The organism is Streptomyces sp. NPDC050549, from assembly GCF_040655035.1.
Lineage (GTDB): Bacteria > Actinomycetota > Actinomycetes > Streptomycetales > Streptomycetaceae > Streptomyces.
Map to the genome: position 1 here is coordinate 354,017 of NZ_JBFAJD010000002.1, position 20,659 is coordinate 374,675.

General features: G+C 66.8%; 14 protein-coding genes. 4 read left to right on the forward strand and 10 right to left on the reverse strand.

The features are described from left to right. The 3 genes from AB0I51_RS05745 to AB0I51_RS05755 all read left to right on the forward strand — a co-directional run bounded on the left by AB0I51_RS05745 (position 1) and on the right by AB0I51_RS05755 (position 10,080). On the forward strand, positions 1–3,606 hold the full coding sequence (locus AB0I51_RS05745) for a helicase-related protein (protein WP_362971775.1): 3,606 nt from the start codon (positions 1–3) through the stop codon (positions 3,604–3,606). Between the two features lie 155 nt (positions 3,607–3,761). Further along, positions 3,762–6,572 carry a DUF1156 domain-containing protein gene (locus AB0I51_RS05750; RefSeq protein WP_362971777.1) on the forward strand — a complete coding sequence of 937 codons (2,811 nt, stop codon included), beginning with the start codon at positions 3,762–3,764 and terminating at the stop codon, positions 6,570–6,572. Between the two features lie 67 nt (positions 6,573–6,639). Then, complete coding sequence (locus tag AB0I51_RS05755) at positions 6,640–10,080, forward strand: Swt1 family HEPN domain-containing protein (protein WP_362971779.1); 3,441 nt, start codon at positions 6,640–6,642, stop codon at positions 10,078–10,080. A 97-nt stretch (positions 10,081–10,177) separates the two neighbouring features. Here the strand turns inward: AB0I51_RS05755 and AB0I51_RS05760 are convergent, their stop codons facing one another. After that, positions 10,178–10,699 carry a DUF1643 domain-containing protein gene (locus tag AB0I51_RS05760; RefSeq protein ID WP_362971781.1) on the reverse strand — a complete coding sequence of 174 codons (522 nt, stop codon included), beginning with the start codon at positions 10,697–10,699 and terminating at the stop codon, positions 10,178–10,180. Between the two features lie 288 nt (positions 10,700–10,987). Here AB0I51_RS05760 and AB0I51_RS05765 point away from each other — a divergent pair, with 288 nt between their 5' ends. Further along, entirely contained in the window at positions 10,988–11,914 is a 927-nt protein-coding gene (locus AB0I51_RS05765) for a phosphorothioated DNA-binding restriction endonuclease (protein ID WP_362971783.1), read from the forward strand. A 1-nt stretch (position 11,915) separates the two neighbouring features. Here the strand turns inward: AB0I51_RS05765 and AB0I51_RS05770 are convergent, their stop codons facing one another. The 9 genes from AB0I51_RS05770 to AB0I51_RS05810 all read right to left on the reverse strand — a co-directional run bounded on the left by AB0I51_RS05770 (position 11,916) and on the right by AB0I51_RS05810 (position 20,637). Next, complete coding sequence (locus AB0I51_RS05770) at positions 11,916–12,221, reverse strand: hypothetical protein (RefSeq protein WP_362971785.1); 306 nt, start codon at positions 12,219–12,221, stop codon at positions 11,916–11,918. Further along, on the reverse strand, positions 12,218–12,403 hold the full coding sequence (locus AB0I51_RS05775) for a hypothetical protein (RefSeq protein ID WP_362971787.1): 186 nt from the start codon (positions 12,401–12,403) through the stop codon (positions 12,218–12,220). The genes AB0I51_RS05770 and AB0I51_RS05775 overlap by 4 nt, the downstream gene beginning before the upstream one ends. Continuing rightward, positions 12,403–13,449, reverse strand: coding sequence for a major capsid protein (locus AB0I51_RS05780; RefSeq protein WP_362971789.1), 1,047 nt, complete (start codon positions 13,447–13,449; stop codon positions 12,403–12,405). The genes AB0I51_RS05775 and AB0I51_RS05780 overlap by 1 nt, the downstream gene beginning before the upstream one ends. 15 nt (positions 13,450–13,464) lie before the next feature. Continuing rightward, positions 13,465–13,875 carry a head decoration protein gene (locus AB0I51_RS05785; RefSeq protein WP_362971791.1) on the reverse strand — a complete coding sequence of 137 codons (411 nt, stop codon included), beginning with the start codon at positions 13,873–13,875 and terminating at the stop codon, positions 13,465–13,467. 106 nt (positions 13,876–13,981) lie between these two features. Next, on the reverse strand, positions 13,982–14,728 hold the full coding sequence (locus AB0I51_RS05790) for a hypothetical protein (RefSeq protein ID WP_362971793.1): 747 nt from the start codon (positions 14,726–14,728) through the stop codon (positions 13,982–13,984). A gap of 98 nt (positions 14,729–14,826) precedes the next feature. Then, entirely contained in the window at positions 14,827–16,437 is a 1,611-nt protein-coding gene (locus AB0I51_RS05795; RefSeq protein ID WP_362971795.1) for a hypothetical protein, read from the reverse strand. 245 nt (positions 16,438–16,682) lie between these two features. Beyond that, positions 16,683–18,512, reverse strand: a complete 1,830-nt coding sequence (locus AB0I51_RS05800; RefSeq protein ID WP_362971797.1) for a hypothetical protein — start codon at positions 18,510–18,512, stop codon at positions 16,683–16,685. Between the two features lie 128 nt (positions 18,513–18,640). After that, positions 18,641–20,098, reverse strand: coding sequence for a terminase family protein (locus tag AB0I51_RS05805; protein ID WP_362971799.1), 1,458 nt, complete (start codon positions 20,096–20,098; stop codon positions 18,641–18,643). Continuing rightward, complete coding sequence (locus AB0I51_RS05810) at positions 20,095–20,637, reverse strand: hypothetical protein (protein WP_362971801.1); 543 nt, start codon at positions 20,635–20,637, stop codon at positions 20,095–20,097. The genes AB0I51_RS05805 and AB0I51_RS05810 overlap by 4 nt, the downstream gene beginning before the upstream one ends. Positions 20,638–20,659: the final 22 nt, after the last annotated feature.

A 20,659-nucleotide genomic window follows, 5' to 3' on the forward strand; every position in this document is an offset into this window, starting at 1 on the left:
ATGCCCATCGGCGGAGTCGACGACGGCAGACCACAGCCTGCGGCCCCCGGCGTCTATCCAGTTGGGGTAAAGCTGGAGGAGCTGACTCCAGGAGCGTGCATCAGCGGCCTCAGCGCTTCCGGCCCTGTCACCGTGGTACGAGCGGACTGGCGCGGCAGCAGCGCGATGGAGGTCGTCTACCGAGACGATTCCGGCACCTTCGGCAGCGTGTTTCTGTACCGAGAACACGAGGCGAACCTCACCCTGCACGCGCCTACCGCCCGCACCGGATTCACAGGCGATCCCTCCGCCTTCCGTCTAGCTGCCGAAGCCCTACGGCTCCGCATGGCGGGGCTCTTCGACCCCATGCTGGCCGTCACCACCTCCGACCTCGAGCCGCTGCCTCACCAGATCCGCGCTGTCTACGGCGAGCTGCTGCCGCGTACCCCGCTGCGTTTCCTGCTCGCAGACGACCCGGGCGCTGGCAAGACCATCATGGCCGGGCTGTACGTGAAGGAATTGCTGCTCCGCGGTGACCTGGAGCGCTGCCTGATCGTCGCCCCCGGCTCGCTTGTCGAGCAGTGGCAAGACGAACTACGCGACAAGTTCGGGCTGCGGTTCGAGCTGCTCACCCGTTCCCTCGTCGACTCGACTCCGGACAGCAGCGTCTTCGAGCACCACCCCCGGCTGATTGCCCGCATGGATCAGCTGTCGCGATCAGAGGAGCTCCTGGAGCAGCTCCACGATTCGGACTGGGACCTGGTGGTCGTGGATGAGGCCCACAGGATGTCTGCACGCTGGTTCGGCAACGAGCTCAAGACCACCCGGAGATACCAGCTCGGGCAGCTGCTGGGCCGCATCGCCCGTCACCTCCTCCTCATGACCGCGACCCCGCATGCCGGCAAGGAAGACGACTTCCAACTTTTCCTCGCCCTGCTCGACTCGGACCGTTTCGAGGGCAAGTACCGCGAGGGAGTCCACACGCTCGACACGGGTGGTCTGATGCGTCGTATGGTCAAGGAGGACCTGCTTACCTTCGAGGGCAAGCCTCTCTTCCCCGAGCGCCGCGCCTACACCGTTCCGTACGAACTGTCGCCTGCTGAGCACGAGTTGTACGAGGCTGTCACTCAGTACGTCCGTAACGAGATGAACCGCGCAGACAGGCTCCGGGCGGCTGGCGATGGACGCCGGGGGAACACCGTCGGCTTCGCCCTCACCGTTCTCCAGCGCCGTCTGGCTTCCAGCCCCGAGGCGATTCTCCGGTCCCTGCAGCGGCGCCGTGAACGCCTGGTCCGTCGCCATCAAGAGATGCTGGCGGGTCCCATCGGGCGCGCCCGATCGGAAGACCCTGAGCTCACCCGTCGTCTGAGCGCCATGAACGGCGATGACGACTGGCAGGAACGTCTCGACGACCTGGATGGCAACGAACTCGAAGAACTGGAAGAGGAGGTTCTGGACGCGGCCACCGCTGCCCGGACCGCCGCCGAGCTCACGGTCGAGATCAACCAGCTCGGTGAACTGGTCCGGCTAGCTTCACAGGTCCGGCTCTCCGGCACCGACCGCAAGTGGAGCGAGCTGCGTACCCTGCTGCAAGACCGGGACGAGATCCGCGATCATGATGGCAATCCTCGCAAGATCATCATTTTCACCGAGCACCGGGACACCCTCAACTATCTCGTGGAGCGCATCCGCAGCCTGCTCGGCCAGAACGAGGCGGTCCAACTGATTCACGGAGGCGTACGGCGCGAGGAGCGCCGCCGGGTCCAGGAGCTGTTCACCCAGGAGCGCGATGTCCGTGTCCTCGTGGCCACGGACGCCGCCGGCGAGGGCCTCAACCTGCAGCGCGCCCACCTGATGGTCAACTACGACCTGCCATGGAACCCCAATCGGATCGAGCAGCGCTTCGGCCGTATCCACCGAATCGGCCAGACCGAGGTGTGTCACCTGTGGAATCTCGTCGCCTCCGGCACCCGTGAGGGCGCCGTCTTCCAACGCCTCCTGGACAAGATCGAACACCAGCGTCGCGCCTACCGTGGACAGATCTTCGACGTGCTCGGCGAAGCCTTCGAGGAGCAGCCACTGCACCAGCTACTCATGGAAGCCGTCCGCTATGGCGATCAGCCCGAAGTTCGGGCCCGCCTGGACGAGGTCATTGACAGCACAGTCGGCGAAGGACTCGACGAGCTGCTCGCGGAGCGGGCCCTTCACAGCGATCTACTGGGCGAAACCGAGGTGGCCGAGACTCGGCTGCGGCTGGAAGAGGCTCGCGCCCGACGGCTTCAGCCCCACTATGTCGAGGCATTCTTCCGGGCGGCATTCACAGAACTCGGCGGTCGGCTGGCGAAGCGGGAGACCGGCCGGTTTGAGATTACGAATGTGCCGACTGCCCTGCTGAACCGTTCACCGCAGCATGGACTGGCGGCCCCGGTGCTGCGTCGGTACGAGCGAATCGTTTTTGACCGGGAGCTGATCCGCCGACGGGGCAGCGCGGAGGCGGCACTGCTAGCCCCAGGCCACCCATTGATGGACACGCTCGTCGATGTCACTGTCGAGCGACACGCAGCTGTACTCAAGGCCGGAAGCGCCCTCATCGACCGCGCCGACCCTGGCCAGACCCCGCGCCTGCTCGTCGCACTCACCCAGGAGATCACCGACGGACGTTCCCGGTCGAGAGTCGTCAGCAAGCGCTTTGACTTCGTCGAGCTCACCTCCGACGGTTCGGCGATCCCTGCTGGCCCCGCCCCCTACCTGGACTACGACCCTCCCGCGGAAGACGAAGCAGACCCAGTGGCGGAGGAAGCCGCCCGGCTCGCCAGGCAGCCCTGGCTGGCCGACGGGCTCGAGGAGACAGCCATCGCCTGGGCTGCCGACCACGCGGTCCACGAACATCTGCGGTCCGTACGAGACCGGGTCGTGCCTGAGGTACAGCGCACCCGTGAACAGGTACGGCAGCGCCTCACTCAAGAGATCGACTTCTGGTACGCCCGTCATCTCGAGCTCCTCGATGCGCAGAGCCAGGGACGCAAACTGAAGCTGCGCCCCGAGACCGCGCTGCGCCGCGCGAGCGACCTGGAGGAACGGCTGAAGCGACGGCTACACGAACTGGATCTCGACGAACGCCTCCTGCCTCGTCCGCCTCGCGTAGCAGGCGGGGCACTGGTGCTGCCCCAGGGGCTTGTCGATCGCCTACTTGGTCGACGGCTTGACTCTGCAGCGGTCACTGCTGCTGTGCGAGACACAACTGCCGTCGAACGTCGAGCCGTCATGGCCGTGATAGACGCCGAGCAGCGCCTCGGCCGCCAGACCGAAGAGATGCCACCCAACAACAAGGGCTTCGACCTCCGGTCCTGGACTGCAGACAGGAGCGGCCTGCTGCACCTGGAGGTCAAGGGCCGGATCGCCGGAGCTCAAGACTTCACGATCACCCGTAACGAGGTGCTGCACGCCAAGAACGTCGGCGATCACTACCGCCTCGCCCTGGTGTCGGTCTCCCCCGACGGGCCGGAGTCCGACGAGGTGCGGTATCTGACCCAGCCGTTCCGCGAGACGAGTACGAATGACTTCAATGTGACCAAGTTCGTCTTCCACTGGAAGCGCATGTGGGAGCAGGGCGCACACCCCCACTGACCTGATCCCTCTCACCCCTGATGTGGGAGCGGGATCGGCAGAAGGAGAGATCCCGGTCAGCAGCTCGGTCCATACTGGACGACTGAGCTGACCGTTCTGTACTAGGACTCCAGCCCCCGCATCACCCGCCCGGCCCGAAGAGAAGAGCGCCCCGCATGACGACCACGCCCAAGCGCAAACTGATCGAGGTCGCGCTGCCGCTGGAAGCGATCAACCGCGAATCCGCGCGGGAGAAGTCCATCCGGCACGGGCACCCGTCGACGCTTCACCTGTGGTGGGCGCGTCGCCCGCTCGCCGCGTGCCGAGCTGTGCTCTTCGCCCAACTCGTGGACGACCCTTCCTCTCACCCGGACAAGTTCCCGACGGAAGAGGCGGTCGCCGCCGAGCGACAGCGGCTGTTCCGCCTCATCGAGCGCCTGGTCGCCTGGCAGAACACCTCGGATGAGGCACTGTTGCGGGAAGCCCACGAGGAGATCCTCAAGTCCACTGACGGCAATCCACCGCCCATCCTCGACCCATTCGCAGGTGGCGGCTCCATCCCGCTAGAGGCTCAGCGGCTGGGTCTGGAAGCCCATGCCTCAGACCTCAATCCCGTGCCAGTACTCATCAACAAAGCCCTGATCGAGATCCCACCGAAGTGGGCGGGCCAGCCGCCAGTATTCCCAGGTGCAGCACAGGAAAAACTCTCCCAGGGTGGCCAAGCCGAGGGCATGTGGCCGAGGGCCACAGGCTTGGCGGAAGACGTCCGCCGCTACGGCAAGTGGATGCGGGACGAGGCAGAGACACAGATTGGCCACCTGTACCCGAAGGCCAAACTAGAGGACGGCAGTAAAGCCGACGTCATCGCCTGGATTTGGGCCCGGACCGTGCAGTGCCCCAGCCCTGCATGCGGGATTCGAATGCCGCTGGTCAAGTCATGGTGGCTCGGTAAGAAGAAGGGAAAGGAGGCATACGTCGTCCCAAGCGTCGTTGCTGGCAAGGTCATCTTCGAGATCAGTCACGACGTCAAGCAGGCCCCGAAGAAGGAGGCGGATGGCACTGTCGGTCGGGCAGGTGCGGTCTGTATCGGTTGCGGAGATGCGGTCCCCCTGTCGTATGTGCGGGAGGAAGGCAAGGCGGGTCGGATCGGCCAGCAACTCATGGCCATCGCGGCGGAGGGAAAGCGTCGGCGAATCTACTTGCCACCGAACGAGGAGCACGGACGAGCTGCGAATGTTCCGCGTCCGACGGAGGTCCCTGACACAGAAATTCCTTACAATCCGCGTTACCTGACTCCACCGAACTACGGCATGACCCACCACGCCGATCTCTTCACAAATCGCCAGCTTACCGTTATGGCCGTCCTGACCTCATTGGCCCAAGACGTCAAAAGTTCAATCTCGAAGGATGCGAAAGAATTCGGACTGCCCAACGGAGATCACCTGGAGGTAGACGGAAATAGCGCAGAATCCTATTCAGGAAGCATTTCCACATACCTGGCGCTAGCCGTCAGCAAGGCCGCCGATCGACTCACCTCCATCAGCGGCTGGGACAGCAGCACCAAGACGGAGGGGACTCGAAATGTATTTGCACGGCAGGCGATTTCAATGGTGTGGGACTTCTCCGAGGCCAACCCATTTGTCGATGCATCCGGCGGCCTAGGGAAGGCGTTCGAAGCCGTCGCAGAGGCACTCAGTCGCCTAGGAACTGGAAAACCTGGAAAGGTCGAGCAAGCGGACGCGACTCAGCGCAGCTATTCTGGACTTCTCGTCTCCACGGACCCCCCCTACTACGACAACGTGCCCTATGCGGACCTCTCTGATTTCTTTTATGTGTGGCTCAGGAAATCCTTGCAGAGTGAATTCCCCTCACTCTTGAATACAATGCTCACTCCAAAGGCCGAAGAGCTTGTAGCCGACCCGCTTCGCCACAAAGGAAAGAAGGAGGCCGACACTTTCTTCGAAAATGGCTTCAATGAAATTTTTAGAAACATTCGCCGAGAATCTCCTGATAATTTCCCAACCGCCGTATTCTACGCGTTCAAGCAGGCCGAGACTGATTCGTTCGGAGAAGCGTCCACAGGATGGGAGACCCTCCTCTCTGGAATGATTCGCTCGGGATGGTCCATTACGGGCACCTGGCCAATGCGGACAGAACTGGGCAATCGGATGCGTAATGTCGACAGTAACGCCCTGGCCTCTTCTATCGTCCTCGCTTGTCGCCCGCGCCTCAGCGACGCCGGCATCACTACCCGCGGTGCCTTCCTGGGTGCACTCAAGGACGAAATGCCAGCGAAGCTCAACGAGCTTCAGCAAGGCGCCATCGCTCCGGTCGACCTGGCCCAGGCTGCGATCGGCCCCGGCATGGCCGTCTTCTCCCGGTACGCCCAGGTCCTGGAGTCCGACGGCAAGCCGATGACTGTGAGGACCGCGCTCATGCTCATCAACCAGATCCTGGACGAAGTGCTGTCAGAGCAAGAAGGCGACTTCGATTCCGACACCCGATTTTGCGTCCAGTGGTTCAAGAACTTCGGCTGGAACGAGGGTTCCTTCGGCGACGCCGACAACCTTGCCCGCGGCCGCAACACCTCCGTCGAAGGGGTCCAGCGTGGCGGTGTCTTCCGAGCCGTAGCTGGCACGGCGAAACTGCTGCCCTTCTCTGAGCTGCCCTCCGACTGGCATCCAGAGACCGACGAGCGCATCAGCCTCTGGGAAGTTGTCCTGCACCTCGCGAAAGCTTTGGACGAGGAGGGCGGCGACGCCGCAGCCCGCCTCATGGCAGCCGCCCGCACCCGCGTTGACATGGACGTCGCCCAGGAGCTGGCGTATCTACTTTTCGCCATCTGCGAGAAGCGTGGCCTGGCTCAAGACGCGATCCTCTTTAACGGCCTCGGCCAGTCATGGTCCGATCTGACCGCTGCTGCACGCAAGCAGGCGGCCTCGGCTCCGAAGCTGATTCAGGACGGGTTCACGTTCGACGAGGAGTAGCAGCTGCGGGCCGTTGCACCATAGACATCAGCACCAGAAGGACAGAGGACGGGGACGAGGACAGGCGATGGCAATCAGCAACCGGGACCGCGTGAATCGCGGGTTCGAACTGTTGGCGCAGGGACTGGAGCCCTTCGTCGACGAGATCATGACAGCCGCCACGCCCGACGGGGGCGACTGGATCAAGGTCCTCGAGGCCCGCGATAGCCAGAAGTTCGGAACGAACCGGGTCTACACCAAGTCCGACCCGGCTGTACTCCTCAAGGTGATCACCGAGGAGTGGCGGGCCGGGTTCAAGGACAAGCTTTCCCGCGGTGAGCAGTCCATCGCCTCCCTCCTCCGCGATCACCGCAACAAGTGGGCACACAACGAGCGGTACAGCCCCGAAGATGCCGCGCACGTGCTCGACTTGGTCGAGCGGCTACTGACGTCGGCCGGCGACACCGAGCGGGCAGCAGCTGCCCGTAAGGAGAAGCAGAACCTGCTGCGGGCCATGTACGAGACCGAGACCCGCGAGGCGGTGAAGGAGTCGGCTCGTGCAGCGGTGGGTGTCCCCGGCTTGGTCAGGGGCCAGAGCATCAAGCCCTGGCGCGAGATCATCCGCCCGCACCGCGATGTGGCCTCCGGAAACTACGCCTCCGCAGAGTTCGCCGCCGACCTGGACGGCGTGAAGCGTAACGAGGGCAGCGAGGAATACACCGACCCCGTCCGGTTCTTCGAGCGCACCTACCTCACCGAAGGACTGCGTGACCTCCTCACCCGGGCAGCTCGACGGCTCTCCGGTGACTCCAACGCCAGCCCCGTCATCAACCTCCAGACCAACTTCGGTGGGGGGAAGACCCACTCGATGCTGGCGTTGTACCACCTGGCCTCCGGAACCCCGCTCGCCGATTTCCCGCAGGAACTCCACGACTTGATCGCGGACTCCGGTGTCGCCTGGGACTCCGTAGGTCAAGTGAAGCGAGTCACGCTTGTCGGCAATCGGATCAGGCCGGCCAAGGGAGACCTCAAGGACGACGGCACCCACGTCAACACGCTCTGGGGCGAGCTCGCCTGGCAACTCGGCGGCCGGGAAGCGTACGACCGAATCGCGGAGGACGACGAAGCCGGCACCAACCCCGGCCGGGCGCTGCAGGAGTTGATCGCCGACTACGGCCCCTGCCTCATCCTCATCGACGAATGGGTCGCCTATGCGCGTGAGTTGTATGGCAAGGATGACTTGCCCGCTGGCACCTTCGACAGCCAGTTCACGTTCGCGCAGACCCTGACCGAATCGGTCAAGGCGGTCCCCGGCGCACTTCTAGTCGTCTCTATTCCGGCATCACACAAGGCGGACGGCAGCGACGCAGATTCGACCGGCGCCAGTGATCTGGAGATCGGTGGTCTGCATGGTCAGGCCGCCCTCAAACGGCTGCAGAATGTCGTGCGGCGCGTGGCCGACCCATGGCAGCCAGCCACCGCCCAGGAGTCCTTCGAGATCGTCCGACGTCGACTCTTCGAAGCGCCCGACGCCGACGGCAAAGTTGAAATCGCCGCTGTGGCAAGGCAGTTCGTCGAGTTCTACCGCTCGAAGCAGGGCGAGTTCCCCCGCGAATGCTCCGAGCCGGCGTACGAGGACCGGATCAAGGCTGCCTACCCGATACACCCCGAGCTCTTCGACCGCCTCTACAAGGACTGGTCGACCTTGGAACGGTTCCAGCGCACCCGCGGTGTGCTGCGCATGATGAGCACCGTCGTCCACGCGCTGTGGGCAGCGAACGACCCAGGGCCCCTCATCATGCCCGGCTCGATCCCGCTCCAGGATGCGAAGGTCGTCAGCGAGCTCAACCAGTACCTCGACGACGAGTGGAAGGTCATCATCTCCACTGACGTCGACGGAGAAGGGTCCGTCCCCGTCCGGATCGACGAGGAGCGCACCACCTTCGGCCAGCGGCGGCTCACCCGCCGGCTTGCCCGCACGGTGTACTTCGGCTCGGCGCCCACCCTGCGTAGCGATCACAAGGGCATCGACCGCCAATACGTGTGGCTGGGTACGGCCGTACCCGGCGACACGATCGGGAATTTCGGCTCCGCGCTCGACTTGCTCAGTCAGCGCACCACGTTCTTCTACCCGGAAAGCGGGCGCTACTACTACAGCACCCAGGCGTCCATCACGCGCCATGTTCAGGATGCTGCAGAGGCGCTGCGCGACCGTCCCGAGGAAGTCTGGGCGGAGATCGCCGACCGCCTCAACCGGACCCAGAGGCAGCCCTCCGGGGACTTCGCTCGGGTTCACACTGCCCCGGACGGCACCGCTGACGTGCCGGACCTGGAAGAGGCCCGGCTGGTCCTGCTGCACCCCAAGTTCTTCCACAGCAAGGGGGAAAAGGACACCAAGGCACTGGAGTTCGTCAAGAAGTGCCTCAAGCAGCGCGGCACTGCCACGCGGGTGAACGTTAACCAGCTGGCGTTTCTCGCTCCTGATGATCGGCGCCTCGAGGAGCTTGAAGACGCCGTACGCGATTACCTTGCATGGAAGGACGCGTACGCGCAACGAGGGGAAGCCGGACTGAACCTCACAGCCCAGCAGGCCGGCCTCGCCGAGAGCCGTTGCGCCCAGGCGGACGAGACGGTCAACCTGAGGATCGCGGGTACGTACACCTGGCTGATCGTGCCGAAGCAACCACAGGGCGACAAGGAGTACGTACTCAGTCCGATCCGCTGTGAAGGCAGCGAAGACAGGCTCGCCGTACGGGCTTCCAAGGTGCTGGTGAGCGCAGGGCAGTTCACCACGGTGTTCGGTGCGCTCAACATCCGGCTGGATCTCAACTCCCACTTGCGGCCGGTCTGGGAGTCCGGGCACGTCTCGCTCGGTGCACTGTGGAACTACTACCGCAAGCACCCCTACTTGATGCGCCTTCGGGACCGGTCCGTACTTGAACAGGCTGTGCTGTCCGTCCTGTCGGAGGGAATCACCTGGGAAGCCGAGGGATTCGCGCTCGCCGAGGGATACGACGAAGCAAGCGGCACCTACGTCGGTCTCTCTCTGCCCATGCAGGATTCCTTCGGTCTGCCAACCGACGCCACTTTGCTCGTCAAGCCCGAGCAGGCGAACGAGCAGCGGGAAAGAGATCTGGCCGAGGCGGCTCGTAGAACAGCGGAACGTGAGGCCGCTGCGCGGGCAGCCAGCGATTCGTCGATAGCCGATGACGCCGACACGTTCAGTGGAGGCAGCCCCGCCGACGTCTCTACGAGGCAAACGACTCCGCCTGCTCCAGAGCCGGATCCGATCCGGAACATCCGTTTCTTCGGGTCATATCCAGTGGATGCAGAGCGCAGCGGTCGTGACTTCGCGAAGTTCGTCGAGGAGATCCTTCCGCACCTGCGGTCCGCTCCAGGGGCCGAGGTACGTATCCGCCTGGAGATCGAGGCGCACAGCAAGGACGGCTACTCGGACGACAAGGTACGAGTCGTCACCGAAAATGCCCGCACCCTGAAGTTCGAGCAGTACGGCTTCGAGGACGAATAGCCCAGACGATGCGCTCGGCGGCCTAGGATCTTGGACCCGCGGTCGCCGAGCGCACGGCTCTCTGTCCAGTCACCAATGACAGGCGAGATAGCAGTTGCTACGGGAGCGCGCTCGATTCATGACTGGTCAGCACTTTGGCCAGCCGCTCTTCGAATGAACTGCCCTCGACACGCTGCTTCTCCGGGCCGACGAACTGCCGCCACCGCGACGGATGTCTCGGCGTGCCAGCGACCATCCAGACCTTTCGTAGACCACGGGCGTCCACGTGCGTACGCACCCATGCAGCCTGCTCCTTGAGGAGTCTTCCCACAACACCGGTGATCCTCCCGGTACCCCAGGCGAACAGAACCTCATCAGCCCCCTCGATCGCCTCGGACAGCTGCTGACGGGACCTTTCGAGGTCCTGCTCCGTCACGACGAGCCTGGTCAGCTGCGTCTGGTCCTTGGACGGGAGATCGATCAGATTGGCCAGTCTCAGCTCGGTGCAGCCGATCAGTGGCAGCGCGGCAAGCAGATTGCGGTGCGAGATCGTGTCCGCTGCGGGACGCAGGGGCGGGTTGAGCAAAATCGCGCACAACATCCGCTGATCGGCTCCGGAAACAGCGACCGGGGCGGTCATCACACCTCTATCGGGGCAGTCTTCAGCCGGACGAACTGCCGACTCCTGATGGTACGACGCCCACCAATTGCGCAAGTCGGCGAGTTCTGGAACGCCACCGATGAGCGAGTGCCAGTAGCTGCTGAGGGCCTTCGTGGTAACGAACGTCCGCGACGTACAGGACCGGCATCGCAATCGAGGTGCCCATCGTCCAGACCTGGACTGGGTTGGTCCGGTAATTGCTGGTGCTGGTGCTGGTGCTGGCGATGGCGGGCGCATTGTCGGCGGCGCTCATGACAAAGTGGCGCCATGACGGTCGACGAGCTACTGAGCCTGCTTGGCTCGGTGCGTCGTGCGCAGATAGGCAACCGCCGGGCTCCTCATAAGCCGCTGCTCCTGCTGTGGTTGCTCGGGCGGTACACCGCTTCCGGCAGCACCACGGTTACGTACGACGAGGCCGAAGAGTCGGTCAGCCGCCTGATCAACGACTTCGGGCCTGCGGTGCTGAGCCGGTCGAGGGCGCGGGAACGGGCCGCGATGCCGTTCGTGCACCTGGAACGCGATCTGTGGGACCTGCGGGGCAACGACGGCGAGCCCATCGAGCCAGATGCCCCCGAGCGTGGGAGCTGGCTCCGCAAACAGGGCGCTCACGGTCGGCTCCACCCGCGTATCGAGCACCTACTGGCCGACCCCGCCACTCTCGCAAGCGCAGCCCGCCTTCTACTCGACCAGCACTTTACGCCCGCTCTCGAAGGACCCATCTGCGCGGCTGCCGGTCTCGATCTGACCTCCGTCGAGGAGGCGGCGTACCAGCTGGTCGTGAAGAAGAAGCGGGCACGCCGAGACGGCTTCGCTGAGGAGGTTCTGCAGGCGTACGCCTTCGCCTGCGCGATGTGCGGGTACGACGGGGCGCTGGGCCGTAACCCGGTCGGGCTCGAAGCCGCCCATGTCCGATGGCACAGCCAGGACGGGCCGGACGAGGTGAACAACGGGCTGGCACTGTGCGCGCTCCACCACACGCTCTTCGACCTCGGAGTACTCGGTCTGACGGCCAGCTTGGATATTCAGGTATCTCAACTGTACGTAGCCCGCAGTCCGGCAGGGCAGGCCATAGATACCCTCCACGGCCGTCCCCTCGCCACGCCCCGGCCCGGGAGGCCAGCCGTCTCCGCGGACTTCGTCATCTGGCACGGTCTCCAGGTCTTCAAGCGGACCAGCACTCAGACCGCCGCGTAGATCATCGGGCTTGTCGTCGCTGCAGAGGAACCGGGGCGAGATGGTCGACTTCCGCTGAGCCGTCCCCCTCGATGGTCGCAATCTGACGCTCAAGTGCCTTGACGTTCTCGGCATTGTTGACGGTGGCGACCCCTTGGACTGTGACGGCCAGAGGGTCGGAGATCAGTGCTGCCTTGCGCTCACGGAGGACCTCGGTGGCCACGGCCTGGAGTGAGCCGAGACGCTGGTAGCGGGTGTCCAGATCAGTGCGTTCGGCTTCGCCCAGTTCGGAGCGGAGGTAGGCGTATTCGGCGTCGGTGAGGGTCACGGTGTCTCGGCCTTGGTGCGGCGGGGCTGGCGAGGCGGTTCCTGGGCCCAGGCGTCGGGGTGGGTGATCTGGTCGGCGATCGCCGGGTTAGTGATCTCCGTGCCCGGCTGGAGGAGCAGGGTCTCGTGCGTTGCCGGGTCGGTGACGAAGACCGCCGCGGCGAGGGTGCGGGCCGCGGGCATCAGAGGACCTTCGCCGTGATGTGGATGTCGGGGACGTACAGGATGGGCATGGCGACCGCAGCACCCTTCGTCCAGACCTGGACCGGGTCGTCCTGGTAGCCCTGGGTGATGACGATGCCTGGGGCCTCCTCGCGGGTGATAGCCGGGTTCGTGCCGGAGGACAGGACCAAGGACTCCGCCGTGATGCCGTACTGGGTCTCCGCCCACGACTGCGGGTTCGGCGGGAGGAGGATCCAGCGGTCCTCGGGGATGACACGCTGGTAGGTGTCGTCGACGGAGATCTGGACGTCGTAGACGGTGATCGGCGGGAGGTTGTAGCGGGCGCGGACGACCTCGACTTCGTTCGGGGCGAGGACCGCGGTGGGGGTGGTGGAGCCGTTGACGCTGCCGTAGTACGCCGCGCGGTAGGCGTTGTTCGCGGCGAGGGTCGCGCGGGCCTTGTACGAGGTGATGACGCGGGTGGGGAGCGGGGCGCCGATGGAGCGGAGGTACTCGATCCATCGGAGTTCGTCGGCGAGGGGGTCGCTGGTCGGGTCGGACCAGGGCTTGGCGGCCGTGGGCATGTTGGCGGCGGGGACGCCGAAGTCGGCTTCCAGATGGAGGCCGTTCTCGCCGTTGAGGGTGAAGATCCCGTCGGTGAGGAGGTCGCCGGCGGCCAGTTCCATGCGGTTGTGGATCGACTCGACGTGACGCTCGACGTCGTCGTAGAGCAGCTCGACGAACTCCGTGGCGTCGGCGCCGCGGGAGGTGTCGAGGAGGATCTGTTCGAGTTCACCGATCAGCAGCTTCTGGCCGAGCGGCGGGAGCATGCCCTCGGTGATGATCTTCTCGGCCTGGCGGCGGGCTACGGCGGTCTGGGCGTCGTACGCGCGGAACTTCGCAGCGTTCACGCGGCGCTTGCTGCTCCTGATGCGGAACTTGACGGAGTTCAGGCGGCGTTCGGGCATGACCGTGCGGGTCAGCTCGTAGTCGGCTGGGGTGGTCATGGTGCGGGCGAAGGCGTTGATGTCGGCGGCATCGATGTCGCGCAGCAGGGTGTCGAGCATGGTCGGTGCGGCTCCTCAGATGAAGTGGATCTGCGCGGTCGACTGGGCGATGTCCGCCGGGTTGAGGCCGCCGGGGATGTGGGCGGCCGCAATGACGCCGTGCCACAGCAGGGTCGCCCCGGCGCGAGTGCTGTTCGGAGCGAAGGGGACCTCGGCGAGCAGGACGCCGGTGAACGTGGCGCGGCCGTCGTTGGCGGCCTCGTCCCACGGTCCGTAGAGGCCGGTGGCGGTGATACGGCCGAGCGGGATGCCGGCGAGGAAGGTGTTGCGCGGCTGGAGGAGGATGCTGGGCCTGTAGTGCGTGCCGCTGGTGAACTTGGCGACGTCGAGGGTGACGGTGAGCGGGGTGTCGAGTCCGTGCCGGGAGGCGAGCCAGGGGCGGTCGGCGGTGGTGGACTCGGAGTAGGTGATCGGCTGGAGATCCACGCCGGGTTCCTTCGGGCAGGCCGGGTGAGCGGCGAGTCCGTACGGTCACCGGGCGGTGCCGTCGTCCGCGAGTGGGTGGTGGGGCGCGGTCCCTGCGGGGCGAGCGTCAGGTGTTGTTGAGGTGGCCGCGGCGGCGGGCGATGTCCAAGCCGAGCGAGCCGGGGCGCGATGGAGTTCCGCCGGAGCGCGGCGGGATGCCGCCGGACGGGCTACCCGAGGGCGGGGCCGGCGGAGGTGGCGGGGGCTGCTGCTGGCCGAAGAGTTCGGGGCGGCGCTGCTTCAGGTCCTCTGCGGCCTGGGTGAGGGCGGCGGTGTCGGCGTCGAGGTCTGCGGCTCGGCTGAGCAGGAGGACGGCGTCGTCCAGGTCGTTGCCGGTAGCACCGAGGCCGACGAGGAGTGCCCTGCGGACGGCGTCCCGTTCGCGGGCCGCGGCAGCCGACTCGCGTTGTTCGGCCTGCCGTTCGCGTTCGGCGGCGGTCTGCTCGCGGCGCTCGACTTCGGACAGTTGGGCCTGTTCGGCGTCTCTGCGCTCCTGCGCGGCCTGGCGCTGGGAGTCGATGAAGTCGGTCAGGGCCTTCGCGGAGTCGAAGCCGAGGTTGCCGAGGAGGTCGCGTACGCCCGCACGGCGGCCCTGGTCCTTCTCCCGGGCGAAGCGGCGGGACAACTCCTCCTGGGGGATGGTCACCGTCGCGTTTCCGACGTCACCCGTCGGGGCCGGATCGCCCGTCGGCGGGTCACCGGGATCGCCGGAGGAGGCGCCGAGGATCGGCAGGATCGGGCGGCCGTCACGGCGGAACCCGAGCGGTGCGAGCGGCAGCGGTGGCCGCTCGGCGGATTTGGGGTGTGTGGTCATCGGCGGGCTCCTCGCCCAGACGCCCCCGCGTCGGCGCGCAGTCTAACCAGACCCGTCCTGTTCCTGCCCACACGTACCAGCGGGAAGATTCCCCGTATCTACGCTGCCTCGTCATCCGCGTCTTCGTCTTCAACCTGGCCTTGCTGGGCCCCTGTTGGAGTACGACTCTGAATACGTTCCACCTCCAGCGCTGCGTCATCGATAGGGAAGCCCGCGTCGACGAGCATCCGTACGCCCGTCTCCAGTGACAGCACACCGGCCGCGACGCCCTGGGTCACCAGGTCGAGGATGCCCGCCCGGTCAGCGGGCAAGTAGGAGCCGAGAGCGATGGACGCCTGCGGCTGCTGGCCTGGCGGGAGCACCCCGCCGGCCTGGTACAGGCGCAACACCATCTTCAGCAGCAGCGGATACTTCGCCACGCGGGCCAGCCGCATGGAGCGGACCATGGCGTCCAGCGGGCCGAAGCTGAGCTGGATCGCGTACCCGGAGGGAGCCTGGGAGACTTCCATGGTGCCCAGGACGCTGGCCGGCAGGCGGGTCACCACCGACAGGCGATCGCGCAACGTGTCGACGTACGAGCGGAGTTCGGCGAGTTGGGTGGACGTGTCCACGGTGGTGAGCTGACCGCTGTCGCCGAGAGGCCAGACCATGCCCGGCTCGACCTGCACCGGGAGCGGCTGGCCGGACTTGCGGTCTACGGGCAGGCGGGCGCCGGACAGGCCGATGATCGGCGAGCCGGTGGTGGCCGAGGCGCGCTGGCTGTCGGTGTCGGCCGCACCGAGGTCGTCGATGAGTTGGGCGGCCTTCATCAGGCTGGACTGGCCGAAGTGTTCGGCGCCGTTGATGGTGTTCGGTACGTGGATGATCGGGATGAAGTCCAGTTGCAGGTCCAGGTGGTTGAGGATGTCTCCGTCCGCGTTCGTATGAAACCGTGCCCTTTTCAGCGACAGGGAGTCGATGTCGCCCGTCCGGTCCACCTGGTCCAAGTCCCACTCTGCGTCGGTCAGATGGCAGGTGAGTGCGCTGGGTCGCGCCGACCACGGGTACGTGCGCGTCACCGGCTCGCCTTCGCCAATCAGGCCGAGTTCGTAGGTGACGCGACGCAGCGTGCCTTTGCTCCCCGTCGCCGGGTCGGCCGGGGTCTCCCAGGCGAGGTGGATGCGTGCGGGATACTCGTCGGCGTCGATCGCGCCGTCCGGAAGTACGGGGAAGTAGAAGCCGGGGTCGATGGTCTTGATCACCGGTCGCCCCTTCTCCCTCGACCACGCGAGGAGGTACACGGAGTCTCCGAGCAGGACTGCGTTGCGCTCCGCGTACTGCATCCGCATCCAGAAGTGCTCGGAGTCCGCCCAGTCCCGCAGCAGGGTCTCCGCGTCCTGCGCTGCCTGCTCGGCCTCTTCTGCTCCTGCGACGACGATCTGCTGGGTCTCACCGAGCAGGTGCGTCAGCGTCTGGTCGACGATGAGCGCCGGGTCCCCGTACTCGCGCCGGTCCGCGCCATCATCGCCGAGCAGCGCGGCTGCCTGGTTCGTGTCGTACGCGGCGAGCACTGTGTACGCGGCAAGGCGACGGAGGTCGGCTTCCGGCACCCAGGATGCGCCGGCATGGCCGGGGAGCCGTCCGGGGCGGCGGTCCGCGGCCTGTCGGAACGCCGGCTTGTAGGACAGCGCTCCCCAGGTATCGATGATCAAGTCGCGCCACCGTCGCATCCGCCGCTCCCTGTAGGGCCTCTGAAGTTGGCGGAGCCTAATGTGCGCGCCAGATCCAGCGCGCCTCGAACTGCACTTCACCGGCAGCCGGCGTGTTGATGGGGCGGTGCGCGAGCTGCAGGACTACCAACGGCAGGCCGTTTGCCGGTGCGGGATGCCCCTCCTGGCACGCCTCGGGGCGGGCGGGGCGGGGCCGGTAGTTGTGGGATGGTCGACTTCGGCACCGTCCGGGCTGATGTCTCCCGTCACAGGATGAGGAGAGCGACCGCCCACAGAACGTAGAGCACCGCAAGTACCGGGCCGAGCGGGAGGCCGCGGTCGCGCGGCTGGCTCTCCTCAGTGGGGCGGAGCTCCGGGTGGGCGTGCATGGCGGAAATCTCCTCCACGGCTCTCACATACGACGGGCGCACGCGCAGGCGGCGTTCCATCCAGGGCCAGCCCAGGGACGGCGCCCACGTCTTCCCGTCGACGCGGCGTATCTCCAGGACACCGCCGGTGTAGGCGACCGCGCGCAGCTCTTCCCAGGTCAGGTGGCGGACCTTGTACGCCCCGGCCAGCCACAACCCCGAACGGTCGGCGGTGACACGCCAGTTGAGGAAATCCGCCAGCCCTCCCGGCGCGAACGCCAGCCCCAGCAGGGGCAGGACATGCCATCCCAGGGTGCCCGCCCTCACCTCGTCCAGAGCAAACTTGATCACAGCCGCGACGAACACCGCGCCGAGCACCGCCGAGCACCGGGTGAACACGCCCGGCCCCCAGCGCACCGGACGGGCGACTGGCCGCATCGACACCGCGGCTCGCTCCACCAGCTTCGGATCCCGCTGCTCGACGACATCCTCCACCGGCCGTTCGAGCTCCGGCCCCTGATCTCCCTTCGGCAACCGCACCGGACCGGATGTGAGCAGGACCGCCCGGTTCCCGTCCCAGTCGGCGGTGACGATCACCAACTCACCGACGTCGTAGGGCGGCCCGTACAGCACTGCCTCCCGCAGCCGGGTGTCGACATCGGGCCAGTCCTCGTCCTCGTCGTCAGCGGGGCTGTCCTCACCGGCCTCGTCGTCGATGACCGGGTAGGCCAGGCAGCGCAGCAGCGGCGTACGGCCAGCGGTGTCGTCGGCGGCGTAGATCCAGGTGTCGACGTTGTGGTCCACCCGTTGCAGCACCCGCAGCACGGGGACCGGCGCACGACGCAGCGCGGCGGCCCGGCGGCGGGCCAGGACACCGACAGCGAGGAGAGTCAGCCCCGGCAGCCCGGCGGCCAGGGTGAGCAGCTGCCAGCCGAAGGCGTCGTACGGCTCGGCGGCCAGGCGGCTCCAGTCGCCGTCGGACAGGAGGATCACGGCGCTGTCGGTGTCGTAGTCGTCGGGGTAGGCGGCGTCGACAGTGCGTTTCGAGCCGTCGGAGGCGCGGACGCGCAGCGTGTCCTCGCCATGACCGATGACGACGGCCGACACCGATTCCGCCTTCGCGGCCCGCTGCTCGTCCTCGTGAACACCCCGCAGGCCCAGGCCGACAGCCACACCGGCCACGGCGCACAGCACGAACCCGGCAGCGACGGGGACGAGTCCTCGCCGCAGCGGACCGATGTCTTCGGGGAGCGGGTGCCGTACCCCTGCGGCGGCCTGTTCGGCAAGGTGCCGCTGCCGCCGCCGAAGAGCGAGCCGCTGCCACGATGCGGCCCATCCGAAGGCGAGTGCCGCGATCACTGCGGCGTTGGCGGCCTCGGCGGTGCCGGGCAGGGGGAACTCCTCCACCGCCACGAGCACCGCCAGCACCGGTCCCGAGACGAGCGTGAGTTCCGGCAGCCGGAAGTACCACGGCAGCTGCACCACGGCGAGGCCCATCTGGATCATGCCCAGCCAGTCGGGCCCGCACGGGGCCGCCACCGTGCAGGGCTGCTCCGGTTCCAGGAGGATCGCCGCGATCACGGTCAGCAGCAGCGCCAGTGCCGGCCACCGAGGCTCCGCCCAGCGCGGCAACCGAGGATCCGCCCAGCGGAGGGCATCGTGGGACAGCCAGGCAGGAGCACTCGCGGGTGCAGCTCCGGGCGGCAGGGGAACGGGCAGGTCGCTCACCCGAGCGATTATGCGGCCCGGGAACTCACCGCCCGTGGGCGGGACGGCTTGGAGCAGATGGATGCGGTATGCGGCACGCACAGTAGTGGATGAGGTCTGACATCAACCGTCTCTGTCAGGGTCGCCGGTCACCGGCGTCCAGTGAGGCGCCGGTCTGTAGCCTCGCCGGGGGCGCCTGACACCGAGTTGTCCAGGAAGAGATCAGTAAGCGCCCACACACAGGAGTCAAGGAGGTCGGGGGACTTCTCCTCGTGCTCGGAGGCACCGACGTACGTCGTCATCTGCTCCTCAAGCGCGGCGAAGGCACGGGGCGAGCCGACGTGGCTGATCCGGGACTGCTCGTAGAGCATCGCGACCGGGGCCGCCCGCGCGCGCTTGTTACGGGTCGCGTGGACGATGAGCCATTGGACCGTGGGGTCGACCTCGGTGAGGAGGGCGGGGAGGTACTCGCCACCGTTGTTGGCCTCGATGACCACGCAGTCGGCCTGGTGCTCGTGGTACAGCGCCGCAGCCCGGCGCATCGCGGCGGTCGGGGTGTAGTGGTCCTGTTCGGCGTGGAGGACGTAGCCGCGGGGGCGGCGGTCGCCGTACATCTGCTCCAGCGGGTAGGAGCGGCCGGCCACGGTGAAGGCGGTGAAGTCCGCGCTGTCGGTGGTGGTGACCGCCGGGTCGACGGCGACGACCAAGCGCTCCAGGGGCGGGACCGCATGGCGGGCGACACGGAAGCCCTCGACCTCGAACATCCACTGCTTCCACAGGGCGCCCTCGACGTCCTCCAAGAGGACACCGTCGAGTTCCTGGCGGCCGAGGCGCGTGCCGCCGTACTCGGAGTCCAGTTCGGCGAGGGCGGCGGGGGAGAGGTTGGCGCGGTTGTCCTCGGTGGGGCCCGTCGTCAGGACCACCGTGGAGCCGGGGCGTCGGCCGCGCTCGACCAGGCGTTTGACGTGGGGGAGCGGCTTCGGTGTGGTGGAGATGACGACCTGTGGGCTCGGGGCCTCGCGCAGGCAGAACCACAGCATGTCGTAGACCGACTGGGCAGTGTGCCGGTTCCACGCCGCGTACTCGTCCAGCCAGCCCTTGTCGAACGCGAAGCCGCGGAGGTTGTCCGGGGTCTCGGCGCCGAAGCCGTAGATCGCCGAGCCGTTCTTCAGGCGGAGGGTGGTGAGGCCGTTGCCGGGGCTGTAGCGGCGGATGTCCTCGGGCGGAATGACCGCCAGGAGGCCGGACTTGGGGGACTCGAAGCAGATCTCCTTGACCAGAGTGGCGTTCTTCGCGACGACCGCGATCATCGTGCCGGGCGTGGCCGTCCATGCGCGGACCGCCTCCGCGGCCGACTTCGTCTTGCCCCAGCCGCGGCCCGTCAGCATCATCCATGCCGCCCAGCTGCCTTCGGGGAGTCGCTGTGTGGCGCGGGCGTGGTGGTGCAACCAGCCTGTGTGCGGGAGGCCGTCGCAGGTGGGGCGGTCGCAGGCCCAGCGGCGCGCCGAGGTTGCGTCGGCCTCGATCAGTGCGGAGACCTCGGCCTGCAGCTCGGCATCGGACATGCGCGCCGGGTCCGGGAACGCGGTCGGCGGGTCGGCGGTCACGTCTGGTCGCCGCCCAATGTGCCAATGCGCGCCTCGAGTTCGCGTCGCAGCTGTTCCATGCGGGCGCGGCGTTCTTCGTCCGTCAGGCCGGAGACGTCCGCCGTCTCCGTGCCCGTGGTTCGGGCGGCGGCCTCCGCCAGGTCCATGCCGTACGCCTGGCGCTCGATGCGGATCGTGACCTCCAGCCAGCGGATCACGTCAGAGGGGCTGAGGCGAGAGGGGTCCAGCTGTTGCAGCTGGACGACGATCTTCGACTGGGCGGCCGATGCGAGGCGGGCGTGTCTGCGCGCGACCTCTCGGGCGGCCTGGCGTTGTTCGGCGCGCCAGAGTCGATCCTGCTCTCGGTCCCATGCCTCGGCGCGCAGCACCCAGCGGTGAGCCGTCGACCAACGCTCGATGAGCGTGCGGGACTTCGACAGTCGCTCGGCGACCTTGCCGATGCTGCGGGACAGGCCGAGATCGCGGTAGCAGGCGAACGCCTCCCAGGCGGCGGTCGATTCGCCCGGCTGCCGCTCCCATGCCTCGGCGCTTTCCGCCATCCGCTCGGTGCTCTCCTGCCCG